Source organism: Methylocaldum marinum, assembly GCF_003584645.1.
Taxonomy (GTDB): Bacteria; Pseudomonadota; Gammaproteobacteria; order Methylococcales; family Methylococcaceae; genus Methylocaldum; species Methylocaldum marinum.
Window position 1 is genome coordinate 233,235 of sequence record NZ_AP017928.1, and the last position, 23,537, is coordinate 256,771.

Consider the following 23,537-nt stretch of genomic DNA (forward strand, 5'->3'; position numbering starts at 1 on the left):
ATCAGGCGTGTCTGACTTCCAAATTAAGATTTGGTTTACGGCCCATCGTTCACTTTTGGCATTAAATCACAGAACGCGCCCGTCCAACGCGTTACCGTTACGTCGAGGCTTTGGGACGGCAACCTGTTTGCCCCTCGAGCCGCTAACTTTTTTTCAAGAGGATCGATTCGATGTGTGCTCTGACGTGCCAACAACCGTCCGTCTGCGTTGTCAGATTTATGCTTGTCGGTTTCGCCGTGTCTGCTGCAGCGTTGCTGGCGACAGTGGTGTTCGTAGCGTTTATTCTAGTTCCCGATGATGTTCGAAGCACCGTACTTCGCGGTTCATCGGCGCAATGGCGCACGGTTATAAACGCAACGGGTATTGATAATCCGTCCAAGCAGCCGCTGTCGGAATGAGGCGGTCGACGTTCGGAGCTTCGCTTTTGGCAAAATCGGTCTCGACAGATGAACAACAAGCAAGCGGCTTGCCTTCCGGTTAAAGTGTCATCGGCTCAATCACCGGCGATGGTGCATGAAACGGCAGATGCCCTATGGTTGAGCATCGGGTAATGAATGATTTCCGTCACAGCCCCGGATGCTGCTATTCGAACGGTAGCATCCGATGACCCCCGCACCGTGGATTCACTTTCCCCATGCCAGAGAAGGGCACAGGTTTTCCGGAGCGGGATGTGATCCAGGTTGGTGCTTTTCTTGCTGTCGTACAAAACGTAGGTCAGGCCGGAAATTTCTCATGACTCGTTAATTCATCTAGCTGTAATAGTGGCGTGTCGAAAATTCAATAACTTGGCGAGAACACGTCAAGCTCGATGGGCGTGAACAGCAGGTGAGCAGCTCCGCCAAAACCCTGGGAGAATGCGTGCCGACCCGAATTATCCCCAGACCTATTCAATACGCGGTGTGCCGGATCGGGTACCGGGTGCTTTTCTACGGGGAGCCGAACACGAGTATCGGCCAGTAGGTATTCGTTGGGTAGCAATGCCAAAGGTCGGATTCCTCCTTAAATTTGGCAAAGAGCCGGTCCTCGGCGTACACCACTCCATCGGCGCATGAAACGTATGCAAAGGGTCCGAACCACTCGGACGGTTCGCCCGCGGCATTTTCAAAAGCTATTCGTACCGGCTCGTTGCAATCGTAACGGGTAAAGTGTCGTCCTTGCGTTTCCCAGAAATGATTGCGGTAGGTGGCCGCGATATTTCCTTGTGGGCCCTGATGAATGAAGTTGCCGCCGACACGGAACCATGGCGCGGGTCCTAATTGTTCGGGGAGGCCTCCCGCGCCGCTTTCGAAAATCAAGCTGATCATAAGATTCCTTGCCTATGCGCTTTCTTATATAGGCAGCGGAGGGAGCCTAAAGTTTTTACCGGCAGATCACACTGGAAACCGCAAGTGGATGCTTCGATGTGCCGGAAAATTCTGATGAGACCTGAACATCCTGCCTGATATCGATCTCGCCTTTTGTGTGAAGCCGCTGCAAACCCGATTGGGGGCTGGTAGTCCGTCTGAACGGTCGAACACGTCCAACGGCTGTTCCCGGAGGTATTGCTTTGAAATGGCCTGTAAATGGAGGTTTCCGACACGGCTGTCGCGTTTCGCGGGTCATTGTGCGCGTTTTGGTTAAGCAGTTGCCGATCCGGCTGCTGAACGCTCGGCGGAGCAAGGTCGCGAAGGCTGTTCGGCCTAACTCGTTTATCTGTAATCTGTATCGGCTTCCTGTTTTCTGTTCTGGAGTTCCTGGGTCCCTTTATTACAGCACTCGGTTTCTGCTATTTTATGAAATCCGAGCTTCATTCGTTTCCGTGGGATGGATACGGGGTGGGCAAGATTTTCGATGAACTCCTCTCACTTGGAGTGATCTCATAAATTGACTGTGAAACCAATTGGGGATTACCCATATGAAACCAGGTGCCATAGTTAATGCTACATTCAATAACTGTCATTGCATTGCCAGAATTACTGGTGTAGGCAAAAAGTATGGAGAAACCTTCTTTCATATTATATTAATCTCGCCATGTGTAATGGACACCGGGACTATACCCGCGGGAACGAAAACTTGGGTATGGCCGGAAATGATTACTCTCGGAGTTAATGACGCTAATTAGCTGTGAATCTTCGGAGCAGAGAGAAAAAGGGCAACGTGACAGCTGATCCGGAACAGGTTCGGCCGTGGCGTTGCCCTTGGACCGTAGGATCTGAAGTTCTCATGTCCGGCAAGCCGACTGAGCAGGCCAGGACGCGCGATTGGTTACTGGGGCCTTATGTGGTAGGGTGAGGTCCAGTCTTATCAATTGTCGCTTGTGCGTGCCATGACTGACGAGTTTGGAGATTCCGTACCGGTTCGACTCCGTTGGGAAAAGGAGTCTCGGTATTACGAGATTCATCTACAACAAGATCTTTGGGGTGATTGGGTTTTGACGCGGATCTGGGGGCGCCGAGGGTCGCCGATGGGGCAGATCACGCGTGTCCCGTGCCGGTCATACCGTGATGCCGCAGCATTGCTGGCTTCTGTTTGTAGTCAGCGCAAGAGGCGCGGATATGAGCCGGTACCTTTATAAAATATTTCGTTTGCCCAGGTCATACCTTACCTTTTGATCCGTAACTCTTTCCCGAATCAAGAATAAGCATGCCGGATTTTAAGAAATGTCATTGCCCGGATTCCGTTCGGATCTAGGATAAAGCTCAATACGATGCAGGTTGTGCCGGCCCCCTCGGAAAGGCTCTTCCGGCAACTGTGCTTGCCTGATTCGCTGGAACCGAAAACTTTTTCGTCATGAACCTGAAATTGTCCGCCAGGGGGATCGCGAAATTCCGAGAGGTGGTTCGAAGCAAGGCGGACTTCCATAAGCGCGCAGCTTTCCTGCCGGGGGCGAGCAACCTGATATTTGGTTGACTTCTCCGTATTCAGCAGGGGCGCTGACCGGGAGGGCGGATCATTGTCTTGAGTTGGGAAGATCGTTCTGTGAATCTCGGAGAGGCCTAAAAATTATTGTCCGACAGCCGAAAAGAAAAGCGAACTGTGGTTTTTTCTTTTGGAGGAACGAAATGGGACTTTATGATCGAAACTGGTATCGAGATGAGGTATGCAACAGAAGGTTGGTCCGCGATAAGAACACCCGCCGCAGGGTTAGCCGCCATGGGCGGTGGATCGCGGCCGTCTTGATACCATTCATCATCTACCATTTGTTTCCGGATTTTCAGTTCAAAGTCGATACTTTCTGGGCAAGCGTGAAAGCCAGGTACTTCACGGACACACTGGACATGCAGGAAAACTCCGAAACATCCAGCGATGCGCCACAACCGACCGAACCAGGCTCAATTTCTCCTAGACCCGAGGTACCACCACAGCCGTATAACGATCCCCGATTTTATCGGAAACCGAATAACGATCCTCCCTTTGATTGGAAAAGAGAGAAAACCCGTACCGCCGACAATCGCAAATTATTGGCATAATTTCTACTCGATTACCGACGGTACCGTCGGAATCAACACCTTTTCAAGTTCGAGAGGGCCGGGTTTTCCAAAACTTAGGGGCGATTCGGATCCACATCCCGGAAGCCAAGGAGAATGGCGTAAACGTTCGCACGTGTCAGCCTCAGCGTCACCGATGGATCACCCGTACTGCAGAGATGCCCGTCGCCTATTCGCAATTATTGTTTGAGCGGGTCTCAGTAACAGGGACAGTCCAGGCCAAATCTGATGATCTGAGCAAAATCCCATGCTTTTAAACTAGCTCCACCGACCAGGGCGCCGTCTACTCCCGCGATACTCATGATTTCGGCAATGTTATCGGGTTTAACATTGCCGCCATATAGAATTCGAATTGTCGAGGCGATTTGTTCGCCGTACAGGTCCATGATCAAATTCCTGATGAAGTCGTGTACTTCGCTGATCTGCTCCAATCTTGCGGGCTTTGCGCCTTCTCCGACGGCCCAAACCGGCTCGTAAGCGATGACGACTTCGCTTGCGGTCCTCGGTGAAACCACCTCGAATGCCGGTCTTAATTGGCGATCCAGGAGATTAAAGGTCTCATGGGTTTCCCGGGCTTCCGTGTTTTCGCCGACGCAAAGGATCACCTGAAGTCCGTGGGCCAGGGAGGCCTGCACCTTTTTCTGTATGACTTCGTCGCTTTCGCCGGCCCGCTCGATCAGTTCTTCTTCCAGAAAACGCTGGATTCCGGTCAAGACATCCTGGTTTGCTTCGGAAGCCAAGTGTTCGAGAGCGGCGAGAATTTGGCGATCGGCGTCCTCCTTCGTCCTCAGCACCTCCAGTTCCTGCAAAAGAAAACTTCTGGATAGGCGTTTTGCGATGCTGGGCCCGAATCCAAAATATTTGCCGAGATTGGTTCTGCGGTCGGAATGTCCGATTATGACGCGGTCGACGCCGATGGACGCGAGCATTTCCGCCGAAATCTCTCCGGTAAATGCACCTTTGGATTCAAAAAAAGTGTCCTGTGCGAGCAGGAATACGTTTCGTCCGAGACCGTATTCGGTTCGGAGAAAATCCGGCTTGATGTAATCGCCGAGCGTGGAGAGTCCGGTAAAGGGAGGAGCGAGGCCGATGTCGACGTCCTTCACGCCTTTGCACAGGTCGAAAATTCTTGCAGCGAGCGCGACACCGGATCTTGGGATCACGTTCATTTTCCAGTTGCCGGCGAGGAAGGGCCTGATCGCTCCTGGATCTCCAATCTCCGCTTCGATCTTCTGCCATTGATTGGCCGTTCTCTGGCGATAATAGTTTCGGTGTACGCTTGCCGTTTTCATGCTTCGGGTTTCCTTTTGATCCGGAGTCGCGGTGCGGACGGCCATGCGCGCGATGGAACGCCCCGTGGAATTATCATGGGGATTGCGGGGACACAATACAACTCGCCCCTGCTGTAATTTCCGGTTTCATCTTTCCATTACCGGCCATCCCAGGTTATATCCGATTCGAAAATACAAGTCCTGATAGGAATTCGACTGTGGAGCCGTTTTTCGGTTTTTTCCTTGAAGTTATCCACTGTCAAGACTTGACAGGCATGTTTGGTGTCAGCCGCTGCTTACAAGCAAAGCGTAAGTGCTTGATTTGATGTTATGGCGTTCGAAAGCTGAAAAATATCAATGATCTATGTCAAATAGCTCTGGTGCCGAGAAGAACTGTAAAGAACTTGGCCAGGTTGACGCAAAGGCTTAATCGGCCGATGTCGGCGAAAATCATCCACGGACTTATCCACAGGGTTGTCCACGGAAAATGTGGATGAGCCGACGGAGAAACGGCAGCCGAAATAAAGCGGAAAAATGACAATTTCCAAGTCCGGTAACGTAAACCTCATTTTAAGGCCAGCATCCCGCAGAAGTTGTACCAGCGGAAAAAGACATCGCAGGACTTGAAGCCGTTGCGCAGGAGCAGTTCCCGGTTTTCCTCAAAATGATAGGGAATGAGAACATTCTCCAGGGCTTCTCGCTTTTGGGAAATCTCGAGTTCGCTGTAACCATTGCGCTTCTTGAATTCATAATAATGCTTGATGAACAGCCGATTGATGGTCGAATCCTGGCTCAGTACCTTTTCCACCAGGACAAGGCAGCCGCCATCATTCAGTCCGTGTGCGATGCTTGCGATCACGCGGTCGCGGTTGAGAGGACGAACGAACTGCAGGGTCAAGTTCATGATCACCACCGAGGCATTGAGAATCGGAACGCCGTCGTCCAGGCTCATGCAGATCAACTCGTAGGGATGTCCGATAGCAGAGTCCTGAAATTTCTTCCGCGCCTTTTCCAACATTTCGGGCGAGGAGTCGATGCCGATGAAGTTCACCTTCTCCGGAACGACCGGATCGAGCCCGATGAACGTCGTGCCGGTCGAACAGCCCAGATCGTAAAGGTTCGTTGAAGGTACGGCGAAATATCCCGCAATTTCACTGATCATTCGCTGGATTTCCCCGTAAAAGGGGACCGAGCGATCGAGCATGTCGTCGAAAACTTCGGCGGTATCCTTTCCGAAATCGAAATCCATCACCATGGTCTGTTGATCCTTAAATAAATTGTCTTTGATCATCGCCTTCAAGCCGACTCATTTACAAATCCATCCGGCGTTTTCCGGTTTTTATCGGAGTTCGACCGGCGAACGTGGATCACGAGCAGAGCGACCAAAACGCTCATCCAGGCTGCCGTGAGATAGCCGATCACACCATCGTAAGACCCTGTCAGAAAAGACCAGTATCCGCTTGCGGTGGTGTTGGTCGCTGCTTTAGTGGTTTTGATGATGCAGACCCAGCCGGCATGGATACCGATGCAGTATCCCAAGCCCGCCGGAAGTGCGGCCCGAATCCAGGCGAGAAAGGCTCCCGCGAGAAATAGGGCGAGGAAAGACGAGGGATCGAGGGCGGATAGATTGCCCAAAGCATCACTCACGATTCGGAAACCCGCGGACCAGCCGACTTCGGATGCGGCAGGTCTCAGGTCGCTGCGCAAGAAATGGAGCAGGGCAAAATAGAACGAACTGATGGCGACCGCCGATACGGCCCCGGCTGCCTTTCGAAGTGCGCCGAACAGGACACCGCGAAAAATCGTTTCCTCGATGATTGCAACGATCAATCCGATGACGAGTGCTTTCAGTGCAACCGAGCCCATATGGCTGCCACTCGTCCAGGCCTCGGTATCGATTTCGCGGACCCCCAGAGCGATCAGCGCCCATACATGGAGAGCGAGCATTGCGGCGCCCACCAGAATACCGACTGCAGCCCGGCGTACGAATTCCGACTTGCCTCCCACTCCGATATCCCGCAGGCTCAGGCCGAAATACTTCACGGCGGGAACTGCACTGAAAAGAAGCAGTAAATGGCCGGTTCGGTTTACCAAACTGTGAAACCCGATGGCATCGCCCGTGATCCAAAAGATCGGATAGGCCGCAAAAGCCGCAAGCAAGGCGCAGAGCAGTACGACGAACAAAGGGACGAGTGCCGCCGAAGTTACGATTCTCAGAGAAAGCATGACCAGGATTTTGGGATGTTTATGCGTAAGAGTCGGAGGACAGCCAAACCCGGAGAAGGCAGCCGCCAAACAGGGGCGCTCGACCGGAATGGCAAAAAAGCCGGAGTGGTCCCAAATTCCAGGGTCTGTCCAATTTACCGAGCGAGCGACTGTCTTCGCAGGAATTATACCCGGCATCGAGCGTTTTTCGCCCTGATGCGGTAAGTATGCGCTGGGCAGCACCGGCGAGTGCGGCTTGGTTTTGTCTGCCAAAGCCTTGTGATCATTGCCGCTCGCATCATGTGCCCATCGAGCGGCGACCGACTCCATTTTTGCCGGAGTTCATGCAGTGGTGGAGCAGGGCCGGCCCGGTCCGGCGGCTGGTTCGGCGTGGTTACGCGGCCCGCGGCTGTTTCAAACGCACGGGCTCGAACAGTCCGCTCCGGTTTTAAAGCGAGCTTTGATTGTTTAGAATCGCCAAAAAAGGATTTTTTTATGCGCAAACAGGACGTTATTTCCTACAATTTGGTCAGTATCGTGCTAGTTGTGTCTTACGGCTGTTCTTCGCTCGATGCTGCATCGCTCCCGGCGGTCGATGACCGGCCCGCTTTGCTCGCCGAAAAATCGCAGGCACAACATCCAAAGCCTCAAACGACACCTTATGTGCGACCATTCGGCGCGAAAGCGCCATGGAATACACCGGTAAAAGGACTGCGGCGGCATCCCCAATCCGATATTCTGGCCTATCGTCTCTGGCATCATGCGGCGCGCCGGCCGGGCAATTTTAATCTATCGTTCAGCGGGTATACCTATCCCGTGTATATGGCTGACACGGCGCAAGGTTATTATCCGGTTCGAGCGCCGGCGTGGAGCAAACTCAACGGTACCAAGATCCCGTGGAACCCGAACTGGAAGCCGGCGTCCGGTTCCGATAGCCAGATGATCATCCTGGATCCGAAAAATGGGCGCGAATGGGATCTGTGGCAGGCAAGTTTCGATGGCGCGGTCGTCCACGTTTCCAACGGCAACCTCATCCCGGACTCGTATTTCACCAAGGAAGACGGCTTCAAACCGTCTCGAGGCAGCGGTATTCCCTATCTTGCCATGCTGGTCAGGCCCGAGGAAATCGCCCAGGGTAGGATCGAACACGCCCTGTCCATGCCGAGCCGAAATACGGCGAAAACCTTCGTGCCGCCCGCCACCAAATCGGACGGCCAGACTACCGAGAACGGCATCCCCATGGGTACACGGTTTGCCCTGAAAGTTACTGACGCCGAGATCGAGCAATGGGTCGATTCACTGCCGAAACAGCTGCCTGCCCAGACCCGACGGATCGCCCGGATCATCGCCGTTGCACTTCGGGACTATGGCTGGTTCATTACCGACAGCGCGGGCGGCGCACATTTCCAGTTCGAGGATTATGCCACCGCGCGTAACAAATGGAACGCCCTGGGATTGGGAGAGCAATCGATCGGCTGGAAGAACTACCCGACCGATTTGCTCGATGGCCTGATTGCCCAAGAGCGGATCTATGCGATAGCGCCGGAAAATTGAGTCGACAAGCCGAAATCCGCGTCCGGGTTTTCTCCAAGCAAACACCAATGAGGTTCTGAATATATTTCCTGTGCTGGAAGGGATAGCTTTAGTCGCGAGCGTTCCCGACGGAAAAGGGAAATCGAGATATCGCAAACATGACCGCATTCCACCTAGGGTACGGTGTAACAAATAGAGATATGAATGATTCGCGTAAGTAGCCTTTCTTAGGTAGATGTTCGAGTTTTACCTCAATGAAATAACGTGCACAATACAGCTTAGGCATACGGATGATCAGGAATATGCGTGGCGACGAGGTATTACCCGTTTATCCATCCGCCTGGTCAATACCTGAAATCACGCCCTAAATAGGAATTCAGGATTTCCGAACCGACCGGATTTCAACCGAAACAGGAAATGGATTTCCGAAAAGTTCCGGACACAGCGTGCCTCAAGGATATTTTACGAGGAGACGGTTGCTTGGTACGGCTTCATTCAGTATTAAAAACGGCCTCTTTATGGGCTATCAGTCATGCGTCCGGCGTGCACACGCATTATACGCGATTCGCACTAATCGGGCATGCGCGTACAGGGTCAAATCTTTTGCTGGATATCTTCCGATCAAGCCCTGAAGTCGAGATGTTCCATGAAATATTTAGTGCGGACAATCGAATTATAGGGCAGGGATTCGAAGACACTATTTCTTGCTTGTATAAAGAATACGCACGTTGTATTCGTGCAGTCGGCTGCAAGATTTTCTACAATCACATGACACAAGATGAATGGCTTGAATTCGAAAAGCTTAATGAATTCAAGATCATACACCTTATGCGTCGTAATCGCCTGCAGACGCTGGTATCTCTAGCTATAGCTTTTAAGACCGATATTTGGCAGCAAACGAATTATCACAGAAAAATACCGGTAGACCGGAAGAGAGTTCGGCTCGAGCCTGAAAACTTGATCCCACAGATTATGCAGATCGAAAACTGGGAATCCGAAACCCGCGATAGATTTGCGCACCGCGATGTACTCGAGATTTATTATGAAGACCTCGTAAATAATTTCGATGAAATAGCCGAGAAGGCAATTAGATTCGTAGGTGCCGAGCGATGGAACTCAAATAGAGTCGCCTATAAAAAGCAAAATCCGGAATCACTTGCTCAGCTGATTTCAAATTTTGACGAAGTGTCCGAGGCATTAAGAAATACGCCTTGGGAGCAACACCTCTATAGCTCAACCGACGTTAACCGCTCCCAAGGCCATGCTTCGAAATGAACCGGTATTGATCGTCGATTTGGCAAAATTCTACGGAGGTGCCGACGTACGCGTTGTTACTTTGGCACGAATGCTTCACGGACAGAGACCCTACGCCGTCGTCACTTTACAAGACTCCGTCCTGCATCGGCAGTTGGAAGCTGCCGGTTTGGTCTGTTTCTCCGTGCCATTTTCGCGTGGAGATCCGCGGGTCTTACTTTACCTGTATCGTTTGATTCGGAACGGCGCGTATTCAGTAATCGATGTTCATAATCCACAATCTCAGTTTTGGGGTGGATTGGCTGCACTTTTGGGAGGTGCGAAAAAAATTGTAAGCACAGTCCACAGTGCTTACGGGCAGGAACACGGCTATTCGCTGAAAGGGCGACTATATGAACTGATTTTACTCCTGTGTTATCGCCTCGGTTTTCACTTTATCGCAGTATCGGAATCGGTACACAACTATCTCGGTGAGTTGGGCATTGCTCCGACGAAAATATCCCTAATTCATAATGCCATTGATTTTGGCGAGTTAGGTTCAACCGGCCGCCATGCGGCATTGTTTAAGGAACTAGGATGGGATTCGAACGTGTTCGTGCTTACCGTAGTGGGACGGCTCGAGTCGGTCAAAGGCCACGAGTATTTATTTAGCGCATTAGGACGTGTAGCCAAATCGAAATCCCTGCTCAGGTGCCTTGTTGTTGGCGATGGAGCGCGACGTGAGGAATATCAGGAGCAGGTAAGGAAGTCAGGGTTGGGCGATATAGTCCATTTTGCCGGGTTCCAAAATGACGTTCCTGCACTTTTAAGTGGCAGCGACGCATTCTGCTTGCCATCACTTTCCGAAGGCCTGCCCTATGCAGCGCTGGAAGCGTGCAGCTTTCGTCTGCCCTTGCTGTTAAGCGATGTAGGTGGTCTCTCCGAGTTATTCGAACACGGCAAGACGGCGATTCTGGTTCCACCGGCCGACATAAATGCGCTGGAGCATGGAATTAATTGGCTTATGGATTACCCCGCGGATGCACGTGCACTCGGGGAAGCCGCATTTCGGCTCGTAAAGCAAAAGTCCGATGTTACCGAGATGTACAACAAGACACTCGAAATCTATCAATGGAACCGGTTATAGAGGACTCCTCAAATACGACCGATCAAAATGAGTTGTTTCGCGGACCCATATGTCACTAAGGTTCGCCTTTTTAGCTGATCAAATGGCTAACCGGAACGGTAAGGGATTGACCAATGCAAAGTATTTCTGGACGGCTGAGTATCAGGACACATCGAGGGTTATCGGGTTTTGAGGAAATTGCTAAGGAATGGAATCAGATAACCGACGCCATGACTCGCAAGCGATTTTTTCATCTGGTTGATTGGTTCCGTTGTTATCTAAATGCCCTGGAAGACGAGCCGGATTCAGTTTTATTCACGATAGTGTATCTCGACGATAAGCCGGAAGCGATATTTCCGCTGAAACCGTCGTGGCAACGAATATTAGGGTTAAAGCTAGAAATCCTTCAGCTTCCCAGTCATCCGCATATCTGTCTCAACGATTTTATCGTAGCAAAACCGGAACGCTTAAGGACATACATACCGCTGGTGCTGAAGCATCTTAAGGAAATCGAAGGTGTATCGTGGGACTACATTTATCTCCCGCGTGTCCTTGAGGAATCATCCGCGGCACTCGCGCTTGCAGAACAAACTGATGTTCTTACGGTTCAAAGAAGTTGCGGCAGATGCGACTATTTGACTGTAAGGCCTTTTGATGCGATGTCTCAAAGATTTACAACGACTTTTCGAAATAATCTAAGACGAGCGAAAAAACGGGCTGATCGTTTGGGTGAAATTACTTATACATCGGCATGTACGCGTTCGGATCTGGATCGGGCGTATGAGATATTCCTGGACATCGAAGCGTCCGGTTGGAAAGGACGTCACGGTGTAGGTACGGCCATAAAGTTGGATGGACACCTAGAGCGTTTTTATAGGCTTCTGATGGAAAGCTATTCCGAGTTCGGCGGATGCGAAATTCATATTATGTGGCATTACGATAAGCCTATTGCCTGTGAATTTAGCCTGATTACGGATGGGACTCTATATACGCTTAAAATCGGTTACGACGAGCGCTATGCATCTTGCAGTCCAGGGCATCTTCTACGCGAATATCTGATGAAATATTGCGAAAGAAGGTCAGATATAAGATTTAACAATTTAATCACCGATGCTTTATGGCATAGTCAGTGGAAACCCAAAGCTTATAATTTGTTTCACTATTATTTTTGCAAGCCAACTGTCAGAGGTTGGCTCGCATATGTCTATCAAAGCACGGTTCTTCAGATTCATCCTCTGTGGCTAAAGCTGAAACCAAAGTTGCGGAACTGGAATATTATACCTGACCGGTTTGCCCGTACTTGACTTCGCTGTGGCGCAAGTGGAGGCATCAGTGAGACGAAGTGCTGATCAGGAAAAGGCTTGAATATCGTTTGTGGCGGAGTTTTTGAAATACCGGTGCCGACAATGTAGGAAAGAACTCTTGCTAAGACAGACGACACCATCAGGAAACTGGTTTGGCGGAGACATCAAGGAAATATGATGTTATTGACGTTGTGGTTATGTCTAGGCCTGGTTTGTTATGTTTATATCGGATACCCGATTTTAATTACAGTATTTGCCTCTCTAAGGCGTCGCCGTATCAATACTGCACCGATTCGTCCGTCCGTAAGCCTAATCGTGTGTGCGTATAACGAAGAGGATATCATAGGCAAAAAAATCGGAAACTGTCTGCGCTTGAACTACCCGAAAAATCTGTTGGAGATTATCGTGGTAAACGACGGATCGACTGACAAAACGGCAACTATAATCAACGAATATGCTAATCAACCTGGAGTTAATATTATTCAATCTTCTACGCGGCAAGGTAAAGCCACCGCGATGAACCGCGCAGCAGCATTGGCGATGGGGGAAATCCTGGTTTTTTCGGATGCCCGTGCCATTTATCACGCCGAGAGCCTCGATATGCTGGTTAGAAACATGAATGATCCGGAGGTCGGGTGTGTTAACGGGAACAGGACTTTGCAGAAGAATAAATCGCCTATCTTCAATTCCGAAAACTCCTATTGGAGTTACGAAGCTTATATCAAGACCAAGGAAACTCAGTGCCGGTCGACGATCAGTGTCAGCGGAGCGATGCTTGCCCTGCGTGCGTCCCTATTTGAGCCGATACCGATCGATATGATTCTCGATGACGCTTTTCTCGCAATGCAAGCATTGCGGAAAGGCTTTCGGGTTGTATACGAACCAGCGGCACTTTGTTTCCAAAATTCCGCAATGTCGACACGCGATGAAATTCTTCGTAGACAACGTATAGCAGCCGGGCGGTTTCAACTGGTTGCCAATGCGAAGAAATTATGGCCATGGAAGGACAAGCTCGCCATTTTTCAATTGGTGTCTCATAAAATAATGCGGCTTTTTTTGCCGTTCTTCAGTGCGGGTGTATTTGTTTCCAGCGCGGTTCTGATGCTGTACCCCAATACGCCCGTGATTGTGGCGATATTATTCTGGGCACAGCTGGCATTCGGCCTGCTCGCGGTTATTGGCTGGGTGTCCGAGAAAATCGGCTGGAAGCTGGGAGTGCTGGGGATCTGGTATTACATTGCAAGTGGAAATTTCGCTTCGCTAAGCGGGCTCATTCGGTATTCAAAAGGTCGACAAACCGTACTATGGGAAAAGGCCCGACGTATGGAATGACGGGAGAATTGGAAACGATGCCCGATGCCGTTTTCACTCGACCCAATCCGCGCCAGAGAAATCCGTCCGGCAGGAGAAGGGAAGCGGAGCATGCTGGCTTCATGGCACTGCCCATGGTGGTGGTCGGCCACAATCGATCCTTGATCAACATTAGACATTATCGGAAACCACCTTTCATAACCGGAACAGAGGAAAAGGCCGGCTATCAATAACTCTGGTTTCGGCAGTAGCTCCTGTGATTGTGCAGGCCGCAGGCTAATTCAATGACGACATCGTCGTAGCCTTCCTTGGTGTTCCTGAACACGTCTTTGACGACGCGGCACCGCTTGATTCCCGAGAGGATGTGTTCGATGATCACGCGGATGCTTGAGTGGAGCCGGTTGGCCTCCTGGTCGTCGGCCGAAAGCCGGCCGTTGCGCGGCCTCTTCTTCGGCTGGTGGACTGTGACATTCGCCAGTTCGTGTCCCTGGAAGCCGCTGTCGCGATACAGCTCGACGCCGTCGGAGAACCGGGTCCCTTCTTCGTCGCAGATCTTCTTGTCGTGCTTCTTGCCCTCATGGGTCGAGCCCAAGTACTTGACCTGCCGGTCCTCCAGGCCGCCGACAAGGTTGTTCTTCACGGTGTGGCATTTTTTTTACCGCTGTAGTGGATGCGTTGCCCCAGGTCGTTGACGGGGCGGTTGATGCGCCTTTCCGTTCCGTCTATGCCCAAGTCCTGCCGCGTCTCCTGCTCCAGCCTGGACAGCATCTCCTCGGTGAGCCGGGCGGGCTTGTGCCCGCGGGCGTCAAGTGTCTTGTTGAGCACCCTGCTCAACCGGTGGATCGTGAAGTTGGCCCGGGGTTGGCTCATGCCGAACAGATGCGCGATGACCTCTTGCAGAGGGTAGGTCTTCAGATAGAACAGGATGAACAGCAGCCGGTCGGCCATGCTCGCGATAATCGGCGGACGCCCTCCTTTAGTCAGGTTCCTGCCGGTTTCTTCGTCCCCTGTCGCCGCAAAAGAAACCAAGAGTTCCTCAAACTCGGAGGCCTTCAGACTGGTCATGGCCATCAATGTCCTCGGCTTTTGCTTCACACCTTCGTAGGAAACCATACTCTTGCCCTTAGTTCTCTTCGTTATTCAATGACAGACTGCCATGCTAGTTTCCGATAATGTCTATTGAAAGAGCCGCGGTACGCTCTGTCCGAACGTCTCAGCCCGTGCTTCGGTAATAGGCAACGTTGTCTGAGGATTTATGGTTCCTTTTTTCGGATGGTAATTTCAGAACCTGAGGCGGTCTCGGTTATGTTCAGCAATTCGATCGCGCCGCGCGACGCGAAAATCTTGAAATCTTCCGGCGCTTGAGGATCGGTGCACAGCAAACGCAACACTGTTCCGGAAGCAGATACTGCTAATTTCTGTTTTATACGCAAAATCGGGATGGGACACATAAGACCAGTTAGATCGATAGTTTCAGCTTGCATAAGGAATCTCCATTTACGACATATTCAAATTTTATGATTCACTTAGGGGGTGTGTGCGATGCCGCTTGACGGCTTTGTCAGGCCGGGCCGTCAGGAAGCGGCCAGCATAGCTCATGCGCTCCGCAACCATTCCGGCTCTTGTATGTCCGGGCGCCTCGCTGCGTTTTCCACCCGCCTTTTTGGAGTCTGAGCTCGAGTCTCTGTTTAAATGTCGTGCCATGAAAGCCGACTTGCTTAATCCTAGAAGCGGTCAATTTCCGTTTCTAGGATTATGTATTATGCTACGTTGACTCATATGCTGTTGTGCAGAGGGTCAACTGTTCCGGCGTGGAGTTCCTATTGCGACTCGCGGGTCAACTCGAGAACCTGGCCGAGTACTGCTTTCTGATAACTCGCCAAAAGGCTGGGATATTCCACTGAGCCGTGATGGTGCATCTGGCGCCATTTCCCGTCACGACGGACGAATAGGCGTGAGGTCCTGATCTCCAGCGGGACCCGCTCTCCCGATGCGTCGCAATAACCCCGCTCCCGGCCGACCGCTAGCGCGAAGCTATCTTGCTCCTGCAGGGTATAATCGTAGAACTCGACGTAGACATTTACTCCACTGGCGAAAAGCTTTTCGTAACCACCGCGTATCTCGGGCCATCCACGTCGGATACCGCCGATTGGGTTATCCATACTCGGCTCATCGGACGGGAGCCAGACAGTTTCCATCAACGTGATGTCCTTTTGATTGAATGCCCGGTAGAAAGTATTCAATGCCTCCGCTGCACTGTTCAGTGTGCAGCCCGCGTCGGCTCCAGTAATGATTTTCATGGTGTTATGCCCCTCACTCAGAATAACCATACTCGATAACCGGCATCCTCGAGCCCGAGGATATCAATTTGGCCAAAACTTTCTTGCGGTCCGGAAATCAGGCTACAGACTTGTCCCGCCGACTCGGCGTGGCCGAATGCCCGGGCGCAATTCTCACAAGCGCCTCTAATGACCTCTTGCCGCAGAAGATCGTCAAATAGACCATGCATAGCGTGGTCCGGCTGGGCCAGCGCGGCCGGCCAGAAGGTTCCTTCGGCCGCGAAGTAAACCTCCGCAACATCCCCACGATGAAGAGCCTGTTTGGCATGGACCAGGGCGTGGAAAACCCTCCCGGTTTCGCCGGAGCCCGAATACACCACAAATGCATGTTTCTTGGACATTATAGATTTCTCCGTAGTATGTAAGGAAATGCCAACTGCGCGGCCGCCGCTCCCGTTAGAATAATCGCCTTGGCTATTACTCTCGGCGGCTTTCGTATATCTGGTCCCCACTGCCCCGTTCGAGCGACTCGATCTGTCCCACTTGAATTTAACTGCCGTCAAGGTCTTATAGGCGGGACTTCCGGAGTTCCGTGACGCTTTGGCCCCCAATGCCCCAGTTATCGGTTTCGATTTCATCGATCACCACTACCGTGGTTTGAGGGTTTTTACCTAATACTTCCATCAATAAATGGGTGACTCCTTGTATCAGTGCTGCTTTTTGCTCCGCAGTCGCACCTTCACGGGTAATTCTGATATTTACATAAGGCATTGGTCTGATCCTTTTGATATTAGATACTTGCATGATGGACGAGATTGCGAACGATCCTCGTGGGACACTGAAAAATGTACAACAGGCGAATGACAAGTTTACGAGAGCGCTTGACGGTCCCGGAAAGCGGAGAGTGGCTCGCGGACTCTCCTGTCTTGTTGGGATTCTGGCTATCTCGCCGACGTTTCATCAAACACAAAACGTCTTCGTTTTCTGCCCCGAGAAAGACTGTCGCGTTGCAGTGCGTTCCAGTGTGTGATGATTGCCTGTCTTTAGTCCATCTTAGGCAGCAGTGCTGCGATCAAACCGGGCGCGTCATCGGGTTTGAGATCGATTCGCTGGTTCTTGCCGATCAGATGAAAATTCAAGCTCTTTAGACTCACGAGCGGATTTGCCCAACTAAGAGGCATGAGCCGCCTATCTATGCCGTTAAGCGGACCGCGACAGGCTCCCGGAATTCCGAATCGGTTCACTGGCGTTCTGGGGCGATTTTAGCCATTGACCGGGATTGCCAACCACGGTGACACCGGCGGGCACGTTCTTTAAAACCACGGCGTTCGACCCGATGCGTGCTTCATCGCCCACTTCTATCGGCCCGAGCACCTTTGCGCCGGCACCAATGAGTACGCCGTTGCCGATGGTCGGATGGCGTTTGCCTTTTTTCCAACTCGTGCCGCCCAGAGTGACACCCTGGTACAGTGTGCAATCGTCCCCCATGACGACAGTCTCGCCGATGACGACACCCATGCCGTGGTCGATGAACGTGCGGCGACCAATCTTAGCTCCCGGATGGATTTCGATCCCGGTTAGTCCACGTGCGAGATGAGCCAAAAAACGCGCCGGCCAATGCCAGCCCATATTCCATAGGCGATGACTGACACGATGGATCAGAACGGCATGGACGCCCGGGTACGTAGTCAGAATTTCGAGATAAGATTTGGCCGCCGGGTCACGTTCAAAAATATAGCCAAATTCTTCTTTGATTCTTTTCAACATAAATTTTGAGGTTTTCCAGACTGCGCGTTTTCATGGGTCACTTAGACAAGACCCAACTTATGCCGGGAAGAGGCAGGCCGTAATCGTCCCGAGCAGAGTCAGCGGTAGGCTATCCAATTACCAGATGCTTGAAAAGAAGGAACAAATAGGATAGAGGGTATTCGGATAACCACTTGGTTACCTATTTTGCGGTTCCTCAAGTGTAGTTCTTTAAACTTCGCGGACTTTCCGTTCAGAATCCCGTCCTATCGCCATCTTGGTGAGCATTTAAAAAATCAATGTAAAGTTCCTTCGGATCAAACCCTCTTACGGTAGGTTAAGTTTTTTTGGCCATAGTCATGTGGTTATGGCTCAACGCCTTTCCGCCGAATTATCACTTGGTGTGCATCTGCCGGCCTACACGGTGACGGCGGTACAAGTCTGGTCCATCGGTCGAGACAAAACGCTTATACGATACTTTTTGAAGAAGAGTATAGTCGGTATCAAACAACACACTATCTAATAGTTTTCTCAGTTCTTTATATTCAAAAAATAATCCGCTACGATAGAAAAACACAGTAACTAGATCTCGTTGCGCCTACGCTATAAAAGTAAATCTGAAGTTATGGTCGATAAGTTTTTGTATAAAATCGATCAACGCTCATTTCAGTCTTGTGAATTCGCTAGCCATAAATGAATGAAGTGTGTGATATCGGCTATCGAGAAAGCATGGTTTATGGCGCACATCTAGCGGGTTGGCGTGAGCAGTCGGTCTCCAGAGCGCTGCTGGCCACGTAAAACGTAATAGTACTACAGGAAACGAGTATGAGTACGGATTCATTGGGATCCAATATTGCAATGGCCGACATATCGAGCGGGTTTATAAAAGGTTGGCTTGAAAGTATCGAGTTTGACCAGGAGGATACGTATATAACTTTGCGGCGTGACGGACACTGCCATCGGATCCTTTGCCAGGCCGATCGTTCCTCCATATCGGAGGTTACTCCTCAAAGCATTGTCGAACTCACGATTTCGGCAGACGGTGACAAGTTGGTAGCCAATCATATTTCCGTCATTCATCGTGCGGAACCGCTCCCGATAGATCTCGATGCTCATGACGTGCTTGATCTGAACTTCCGCCATCTTACTATCAGAACAAGACGCATACAGGCGGCTGCGAAGTTCAGGCATCTGGTTCAGAAATATGCTCGTGAATATCTCGACGGTATAGGCTGCATCAATGTGCAAACCCCTATCATCACGGAAGCATCTTGTGTGTGCAGCGGCAGCGTTTTTACTTTTCCCTATTACGGCAAGCGGATAGGCACACTCATCCAAAGTCCATGGATGTATGCAGACGTACTAACCACGTCACTCGAACGCATATACGCATTAAATCCATCCTTCCGGCGCGAAAACGATGCCACCAATATCCATCTTGTGGAGATCTGGCAATTACAGGTGGATATTGCGTGGGCCACTAACGCCGATATTCTGCGGATTGAAGAAGATCTGATCCGGTATATCGCAAACAATTTGCTGGAACATCACGCTTCGCTCTATGCCGAGGCCGGTCTATCACCCAAGCATTTGGCAAATTTATACAAGCCATTTGAACGGGTCACCTACGAAGAAACTATTTCAATGTTGAACAAGAAAGGTGAGTCGATTACGTATGGCGATGACTATTCAAAGCTGCAAAGCGAGGTATTGGCAAGCGCTTTCGATCGGCCGTTTTTCATCGTCAATTATCCGCAAAGCTTGAAAAACTTCTGGTTTACAGTATATGCAGACAGACCCGATCTGACGCCGTCGAATGACCTATTTGCTCACACCGGACACGGCGAATTGATCGGGGGCGGAACTCGGGTATCTGACGCCGATCAGTTACGCCGAAATCTGGAGTACTTCGGACACGATGAAGAGGAGTTTAACAGGCTGTTGATTTTCTCGGCCCCGGAAGCCGCATGAATTCGTTGGATGGATCGCATAAAATAGGCATAACCGATTGTTTGTCATGGCAAAATGATATCATTTCAAGATACTTTGGACTCTTTCATGCGCGGCGCCGACATCACCCAGCAAGAACTCTTCAGCTACCGAACCTTGGAAGACCGGATTCCCAAGGATCATCCCCTTCGGAAGCTCCGGGCCGTGGTCGACATTCTGCTGACCACGCTGGACTCGGAATTTGATGCCCTCTATGCCCGGACCGGCCGGGAATCGATTCCGCCGGAGCGGCTGCTGCGCGCCAGTCTCATCCAAGTCTTGTTCTCTGTCCGCTCCGAGCGGCAGTTGGTCCAGCAGATCGAATTCAATCTTTTGTACCGCTGGTTTGTCGGGCTGACCCTGGATGCCGAGGTCTGGGACCACTCCACCTTCAGCGCCAACCGGGATCGGTTGCTGAACGAGCGGATTTCCCGGCTGTTTTTCGAGCGGGTCGTGTTGCTGGCGGAATGGCAGGACCTTTTGTCGGACGAGCATTTCTCGGTGGACGGCACGCTGATCCAGGCGTGGGCCTCCATGAAGAGCTTTGTGAAAAAGGATGGCAGCTCGCCTCCGCCGGAGGACGGCGGCCGGAATCCGTCCGTCGATTTCAAGGGCGAAAAGCGCTCCAACGCGACCCACGCCTCGACCACTGATCCGGAGGCTCGCCTTTACAAGAAAAGCGAAGGGGATAAAGCTCAACTGTGCTTCATGGGCCATGCCCTGATGGAAAACCGGACCGGCCTGGTCGTGGATGTCGAGGTGACTCACGCCACCGGCACGGCGGAACGGGACGCGGCCAAGATCATGATCGGTCGCACCGTCACGAAGCCCGGCGCGACGGTCGGGGCGGACAAGGCTTACGACGTGCCGGAGTTCGTGCAAGCTCTCCGGGAGCAGCGGGTCACGCCGCATGTCGCCCGGAAGGAAAAAGGCTCCGCCATCGATGGCCGCACCACCCGACACGCCGGCTACCGGACCAGCCTGAAGAGGCGCAAGCGGGTGGAAGAAATCTTCGGGTGGTCGAAGACCGTGGGCGGGTTACGCCAGACCCGGTTCCGGGGTTTGAAGAAGGTGGCGGCCCAGACCGTGTTCACTTTCGCCGCCTACAACCTGACCCGGTTGGGTGGGCTGTTCGGCTGGCGATGGTCGACGGCCTAGGCGGGCGTCTGCCCAAAATTCGCCGAAAGGCGGCAAGAACCCCCAAGCGGGGGGATGAAAACCGGCTAGAACCGGGATTTCAGAGCTAAAAGGACCTTCAGCACTAAAAATTAAGCCGCCGATAAGGGGTAAAGCCGAAGGCATGGAGGCGAATTTCAACAGCCTGTTAATTGGTTTCTCGATAGTCGCCGGTTCGGATGTGCCCCGCATTCAGGATTCTCCATGGGGTTCGACAGAATTGTCGCGTTTTTCATGGGGGTAAGCGATATTCGTGAAGCGACCCTTTTTCCACGTGTTCCTTTTGGCCCGATAAAACCCTAATGATCGATTCAAAGTGAAGGTTTTAAGATGAAAATTAATACCAAGCTTCCGTCAGCCCTATTAGAGGCCGAGGTAGATTCAGTAGCTGCTTTCAAGCAGGCTCTGGACAGAGTGTTGCCGAAAGCAGAATCCCTGGCTAAGCGAGCTTTTTTGGACAATGATCGGCAAAGCTGGGAAGAGGTGCAGGAAGCGCTCTATGTCTTGAATACGGATGATATGGAACGGTTGACCGATCCGGCGAGCTGGCAAAGTATTTTGAATAAATGTATACGCAACATCTTGGAAAATATTCAGAATTCCGGAAGAACGCCTTACCAGCTGAAGCTGAAGGAGTCGTACACTTGTGATCGTGCGCTTCAATACCTCTATGAGGCCGCGACTGGGCATCGGATCAACACGCATCCGCTATTGATTTACATGGCTGAGAACGGTTTGCCTCAAGAAGTGGTCAGGACCTTTCTGGATAATTATTACGTCAATAACCGGCTTTTCCATTTACACCTCGCTACGCTCTGCCTTAATACCCCGCTGCATGCCCGCCACGATCTATCGACCAATCTTTATGATGAGCTGGGCGGCGACGAGGCTGAAATGGCTCATCCCTTATTGTTCCTGAGAAGCTATAACAGCATCGGTTTGTCCAAGGTAATTACGCCGCTAGCGGAGAGCATGTTCCTGCTAAATACCAAGGCCGCGTTTTCCCATTTGTCGTCGGATTATCGAAAAGGTTTTGGTGGGTTCGGATTTATCGAAATCACGATGCCAAAACAGATGCGGTTCATTCTGGCCGGCCTGGAACGTTCGGGGTTGCCCAAGGCTGATTTGATTTTCTGGGACCTTCATATCACGGTGGACGAGCGCCATGGGGACACCTGGTTTGACGAGATGCGGGAGCTAATCACCACGGAAGAAGATGCGAATATCATCTTTGATGGCGGCATGCGCCTCTTGGACGCGCGTGCGGCGTTCTATGACGGTGTCTGGCGTTACGCGCAGCCGCTTCTCGGCGTTCAGAGCACGCCGAGAAGGGCCGTAGCCTGCGAGGTTGGTGCGGTCTAAAACAGGGGAGTGTTCAGCCTAGCCGGCATGGTTCATCCAAACGCGGGATCGATGCGCGTTAGGGAAGCGATCATGGGCGGCCGGGCTGTTCACCGAGCAGGTCGCTACGTTTTATAGAAAAAAGAAAGACCCCAACGGGATGGGGCCAGTTAGAGTCATAGACGGTCTGGATATGGATGGCCTTCGCGCTTGTCAGACCGCTTTTTGGGACCACCGATGGCGTTTTCATATGTCCGCTGGATATCTACTATATCGATATTGTTATATTCCCTTTCCGCCCGATCGGAGAATTGGCTAATGCGGGATGGCACGGAGCTTCCAGGCGCGAAAAAAACGCGGGTTGTTGGCCTGATTCAGCCAACCTATCAGTCGGACTATTCCGACGCGCTTTCCGATTTGGAGGGCAACGCGGAATCTTTAAATGATAAGCGGGCATTCTATTCGGGCATTGCACCAGGCTACAGTTCAACCTCGTCGTTTTATCTATTTCGAGTGCGGTTCGGCGTGCGTGGTTTGGTGGGAGAGCACGTAAACTACGAGCTTGTGGGAGAGTACGGGGCAAATGCCCTGACAACAATACCGGGCGGCAGCAACAACGTTGCTTTGGCGGAAGGTTCGGTGACGTTGAATTATATTCGAGGACTCCGAACCCGGTTTGGCTTGTTCAAGGTCCCTGGCTCGGAGGAATCCCTTCGCAGCGCTATCGATTACGTCAATTTTACTCAGGTCACCCAATTTCTGATCAACTCGCAGCCTCTGAAGTTCAGCGATGGACTTCTGGAATACGAAAGTAGTGGTTTGCCGGCGGTACCGCGATCAGGGGTGAGAGCCTTCCGGGACACCGGTGTTCAAATATTCGACGCTTTTTCACTGAATAACTTCGAATACGGCTACGCTTTTATGGTTGGGTCCGGGAATACGCTTAACCAGACCGATGACAATAATCGCCTGACGCAATATGGCCGGCTGCAGATGTCCTATCTGTTTCATACCCCGAACTCGACTTTTAAGACAGAGAGGCCGGATTTTACCTTTTTTGTGTGGGGACAGCGGGATTTCCCCACGTTCGAAAACAAGTCCTATGAGCAAGAACGCTGGGGAACCGGGTTTACTTTTTTCCGCGACGGATACCACTTAAATGCAGAATACATGTACGGGCGCGGCATGATTTATCTAGCCCCTTACTATGTCAACGATCCGGGGCGCCTGTTCACGAGCAAGCGCAATGACGCATACGGCTGGTATATAGACGTCGGTAAATTCATTACCAAGAATATTCAGCTGGAAGCTAGATATGATGTCTTCGAACAGGACGTTGAAAGTAATCCGTATTCGAGGGAGTTTAATACGCTAACCCTTGGTGCTCAGTATTACTTTAGCAGAAATACGCGGATTGCCGTGAATTATGAAATCAGAGATTACAAGCTCGGAGGGGGTAATGGCGGTGGTAGTATCGACAGCGCCAATGCGAAACGTGTCAGCGACGCGATCGGCAATCGGCTGGGTGTGCAGTTAACCTTGAAATTTTGAAGAAA

22 protein-coding genes and 2 pseudogenes are annotated in these 23,537 nt (G+C 51.5%); 13 read left to right on the plus strand and 11 right to left on the minus strand.

What is annotated here, in order from left to right; translation table 11 throughout:
• Positions 1–218 precede the first annotated feature (218 nt).
• Entirely contained in the window at positions 219–398 is a 180-nt protein-coding gene (locus tag sS8_RS27875; protein WP_170160893.1) for a hypothetical protein, read from the plus strand.
• A 528-nt stretch (positions 399–926) separates the two neighbouring features.
• Here the strand turns inward: sS8_RS27875 and sS8_RS01115 are convergent.
• Positions 927–1,304 (minus strand): hypothetical protein, encoded by a 378-nt coding sequence (locus sS8_RS01115; RefSeq protein WP_119628036.1) that lies wholly within the window; start codon positions 1,302–1,304, stop codon positions 927–929.
• A 1,001-nt stretch (positions 1,305–2,305) separates the two neighbouring features.
• On the opposite strand from sS8_RS01115, the gene sS8_RS29765 reads away from it, so the two are divergent.
• Both sS8_RS29765 and sS8_RS01125 read left to right on the plus strand, forming a co-directional pair.
• Entirely contained in the window at positions 2,306–2,554 is a 249-nt protein-coding gene (locus sS8_RS29765) for a WGR domain-containing protein (protein ID WP_119628037.1), read from the plus strand.
• A gap of 487 nt (positions 2,555–3,041) precedes the next feature.
• Positions 3,042–3,449, plus strand: a complete 408-nt coding sequence (locus tag sS8_RS01125; RefSeq protein ID WP_119628038.1) for a hypothetical protein — start codon at positions 3,042–3,044, stop codon at positions 3,447–3,449.
• A 215-nt stretch (positions 3,450–3,664) separates the two neighbouring features.
• Here the strand turns inward: sS8_RS01125 and sS8_RS01130 are convergent, their stop codons facing one another.
• The 3 genes from sS8_RS01130 to sS8_RS01140 form a co-directional block, all read right to left on the minus strand.
• Positions 3,665–4,759, minus strand: a complete 1,095-nt coding sequence (locus sS8_RS01130; RefSeq protein WP_170160894.1) for a triose-phosphate isomerase family protein — start codon at positions 4,757–4,759, stop codon at positions 3,665–3,667.
• A 544-nt stretch (positions 4,760–5,303) separates the two neighbouring features.
• A complete protein-coding gene (gene cmoA, locus sS8_RS01135; RefSeq protein ID WP_119628040.1) occupies positions 5,304–6,029 on the minus strand; it encodes a carboxy-S-adenosyl-L-methionine synthase CmoA in 726 nt (241 codons plus the stop codon).
• 5 nt (positions 6,030–6,034) lie between these two features.
• The gene (locus sS8_RS01140; protein WP_170160895.1) at positions 6,035–6,964 is read right to left on the minus strand and encodes a CPBP family intramembrane glutamic endopeptidase; all 930 of its coding nucleotides are present in this window, start codon (positions 6,962–6,964) and stop codon (positions 6,035–6,037) included.
• Positions 6,965–7,438: 474 nt separating this feature from the next.
• Between sS8_RS01140 and sS8_RS01145 the strand changes: the two genes are divergently transcribed.
• The 5 genes from sS8_RS01145 (at position 7,439) to sS8_RS01165 (ending at position 13,471) form a co-directional block, all read left to right on the plus strand.
• Positions 7,439–8,497, plus strand: a complete 1,059-nt coding sequence (locus sS8_RS01145) for a hypothetical protein (protein ID WP_119628042.1) — start codon at positions 7,439–7,441, stop codon at positions 8,495–8,497.
• A 396-nt stretch (positions 8,498–8,893) separates the two neighbouring features.
• Positions 8,894–9,751 carry a Stf0 family sulfotransferase gene (locus sS8_RS01150; RefSeq protein ID WP_119628043.1) on the plus strand — a complete coding sequence of 286 codons (858 nt, stop codon included), beginning with the start codon at positions 8,894–8,896 and terminating at the stop codon, positions 9,749–9,751.
• Positions 9,738–10,856, plus strand: a complete 1,119-nt coding sequence (locus tag sS8_RS01155) for a glycosyltransferase (protein WP_119628044.1) — start codon at positions 9,738–9,740, stop codon at positions 10,854–10,856. Before sS8_RS01150 ends, sS8_RS01155 begins: the two co-directional genes overlap by 14 nt.
• Before the next feature lie 113 nt (positions 10,857–10,969).
• A complete protein-coding gene (locus sS8_RS01160; RefSeq protein ID WP_119628045.1) occupies positions 10,970–12,139 on the plus strand; it encodes a GNAT family N-acetyltransferase in 1,170 nt (389 codons plus the stop codon).
• 177 nt (positions 12,140–12,316) lie between these two features.
• Positions 12,317–13,471 (plus strand): glycosyltransferase family 2 protein, encoded by a 1,155-nt coding sequence (locus tag sS8_RS01165; protein WP_232020474.1) that lies wholly within the window; start codon positions 12,317–12,319, stop codon positions 13,469–13,471.
• 205 nt (positions 13,472–13,676) lie between these two features.
• On the opposite strand, the gene sS8_RS01175 is transcribed toward sS8_RS01165, so the two are convergent.
• From sS8_RS01175 to cysE, 7 genes and pseudogenes are all read right to left on the minus strand, one after another.
• Positions 13,677–14,090 (minus strand): transposase family protein, encoded by a 414-nt coding sequence (locus tag sS8_RS01175; RefSeq protein WP_119628048.1) that lies wholly within the window; start codon positions 14,088–14,090, stop codon positions 13,677–13,679.
• Positions 14,087–14,563 carry a helix-turn-helix domain-containing protein gene (locus sS8_RS01180; RefSeq protein WP_119628049.1) on the minus strand — a complete coding sequence of 159 codons (477 nt, stop codon included), beginning with the start codon at positions 14,561–14,563 and terminating at the stop codon, positions 14,087–14,089. The genes sS8_RS01175 and sS8_RS01180 overlap by 4 nt, the downstream gene beginning before the upstream one ends.
• Positions 14,564–14,703: 140 nt before the next feature.
• Complete coding sequence (locus sS8_RS01185) at positions 14,704–14,934, minus strand: sulfurtransferase TusA family protein (RefSeq protein ID WP_119628050.1); 231 nt, start codon at positions 14,932–14,934, stop codon at positions 14,704–14,706.
• 336 nt (positions 14,935–15,270) lie between these two features.
• Positions 15,271–15,750 carry a YybH family protein gene (locus tag sS8_RS01190; RefSeq protein WP_119632560.1) on the minus strand — a complete coding sequence of 160 codons (480 nt, stop codon included), beginning with the start codon at positions 15,748–15,750 and terminating at the stop codon, positions 15,271–15,273.
• A 17-nt stretch (positions 15,751–15,767) separates the two neighbouring features.
• Entirely contained in the window at positions 15,768–16,130 is a 363-nt protein-coding gene (locus sS8_RS01195) for a hypothetical protein (protein WP_119628051.1), read from the minus strand.
• Positions 16,131–16,296: 166 nt separating this feature from the next.
• Positions 16,297–16,500 (minus strand): tautomerase family protein, encoded by a 204-nt coding sequence (locus tag sS8_RS01200; protein ID WP_119628052.1) that lies wholly within the window; start codon positions 16,498–16,500, stop codon positions 16,297–16,299.
• Positions 16,501–16,998: 498 nt separating this feature from the next.
• Positions 16,999–17,496 (minus strand): annotated as a pseudogene (cysE, locus tag sS8_RS01205) (serine O-acetyltransferase); the annotation flags it as partial.
• 804 nt (positions 17,497–18,300) lie between these two features.
• Here cysE and sS8_RS01210 point away from each other — a divergent pair.
• From sS8_RS01210 to sS8_RS01230, 5 genes and pseudogenes are all read left to right on the plus strand, one after another.
• A complete protein-coding gene (locus tag sS8_RS01210; RefSeq protein WP_119628054.1) occupies positions 18,301–19,446 on the plus strand; it encodes an amino acid--tRNA ligase-related protein in 1,146 nt (381 codons plus the stop codon).
• An 87-nt stretch (positions 19,447–19,533) separates the two neighbouring features.
• Positions 19,534–20,622, plus strand: a complete 1,089-nt coding sequence (locus sS8_RS01215; RefSeq protein WP_119628055.1) for an IS5 family transposase — start codon at positions 19,534–19,536, stop codon at positions 20,620–20,622.
• A gap of 165 nt (positions 20,623–20,787) precedes the next feature.
• A pseudogene (locus tag sS8_RS29770) lies at positions 20,788–20,943 on the plus strand (amino acid--tRNA ligase-related protein); the annotation flags it as partial.
• A 27-nt stretch (positions 20,944–20,970) separates the two neighbouring features.
• Positions 20,971–22,002: an iron-containing redox enzyme family protein gene (locus sS8_RS01225; protein WP_119628056.1), complete on the plus strand. Its 1,032-nt coding sequence runs from the start codon at positions 20,971–20,973 to the stop codon at positions 22,000–22,002.
• 297 nt (positions 22,003–22,299) lie between these two features.
• Positions 22,300–23,532, plus strand: coding sequence for a porin family protein (locus sS8_RS01230; protein WP_119628057.1), 1,233 nt, complete (start codon positions 22,300–22,302; stop codon positions 23,530–23,532).
• Positions 23,533–23,537: the final 5 nt, after the last annotated feature.